Origin of the sequence: Sediminispirochaeta bajacaliforniensis DSM 16054, from assembly GCF_000378205.1 — a bacterium.
In the GTDB taxonomy this organism is placed as follows: domain Bacteria; phylum Spirochaetota; class Spirochaetia; order DSM-16054; family Sediminispirochaetaceae; genus Sediminispirochaeta; species Sediminispirochaeta bajacaliforniensis.
The window spans coordinates 1-1285 of the sequence record NZ_KB899477.1 but is presented as its reverse complement, the minus strand read 5'-3'; the positions used below and the strand labels follow the sequence as shown (position 1 = coordinate 1285).

The 1285-nt window shown below is 37.3% G+C and carries 1 protein-coding gene; it reads right to left on the bottom strand.

Annotation, left to right across the window (positions count from 1 at the left end; all coding sequences use genetic code 11):
* Positions 1 to 19 precede the first annotated feature (19 nt).
* Complete coding sequence (locus tag F459_RS0121960; RefSeq protein WP_020614782.1) at positions 20 to 1177, bottom strand: IS4 family transposase; 1158 nt, start codon at positions 1175 to 1177, stop codon at positions 20 to 22.
* Positions 1178 to 1285: the final 108 nt, after the last annotated feature.

The window sequence follows — 1285 nt, the reverse complement described above, 5'->3', positions numbered from 1 at the left end:
TCATAGCTGTCCAAAATAATCATAGCAACTCCATCTGAAGCGTTAAATCTTGAGGAGATGACGAAACCCCGAATGGCTTATTCAACCATTCCCATAAACTTCGCCTGGAAAATAGAAGCATTGGGATGACATTCATCAGACTTCCAATTGTCCATTTATGGGTTGATAGAAATTTAAGATAACTCAATAACAGGTAAGAAATCATTGCAGTCCATATTTGAATAAGTATTGCATTTCGACTGGTTCCGAGGAAACTTTTTATCTTGAGATTCTGTTTCATAGCCTTGAAAAAGATTTCAATTTGCCATCGGTCTTTATATACTGCAGCTACTGTTGCTGGGGACCATTCCATCTGATTTGTTAGGATCACAATATATTTTCCGGTTTTAGGATCTTTAACCCTGATTCGTCGTAAATACATGGGGCAGTTTTTCCTTGTGTAAAAACCAACCATCTCAATTATCTGATCGGAACTTATGTTTTTATGCTTACTTACAGTATGTCGTTTTATAACTTTGTAATTGGCGTTCTTTTTTATGCGGGTGACAAAGTAAATCCCGTCTCTACAATAAGTTGCAAAGCGATTGTAGTTTGTGTAGGCTCTATCAAACGCCACTACATCTCCTGACTTGAGCTGCATTTTATCGATTTCTCTGCCTTCATGCTGCTTTGCCGTTGTTACAGTAATAAACTCTGGGATATATCCAGAATGGTTCATTTTTACATGAACTTTAATTCCGCCTTTCTTTTTCCTGAACCTGGCCCAATCATATAGTCCTAAAGAAAGATCGATGGTTGTAGCATCAACACTGTATAGTCGGTTCTTAAATTTGAACCTATGTCCAGGTGCATTGGATGTAACTTTTTTAAGCAGAGATTCAAATACTGCTTTAAAAACCCTGTGGGTTCTGTGATTGTTGGCATATGAAAGAGTAGACCGTTTTACACTATCTACTCCTAGATGATAGAGTTTTTGCCCCTGGGCTGCCATTCCTGTTTCAATGCCCCTAAGACCATCTTGACCGGAAAGCTGGCCAAATAGCATTGAAACAAAGTGGCTCCATGATGAAAAACCTTTGCTGTGTTTTTCTGACTGGTACTCTTTTACGCACTTTTGGAATTTATATCTCGAAATGAACTGTAGCATTTGTCCGAAAATACTGTTATTATTTTTCATGCCTGATCTCCTTTGTTTGTAATGATTTAGTCGTCAAACTATGTTCATTATAAACAGGTTTTCAGGCAATTAATAGTTTCTATAGCTTTTATTTTGGACAGCTATGAT

What these genes read in the sequence shown, in the direction of transcription:
- F459_RS0121960 (WP_020614782.1), bottom strand. Translation starts at nt 1,177, where the DNA reads ATGAAAAATAATAACAGTATTTTCGGACAAATGCTACAGTTCATTTCG.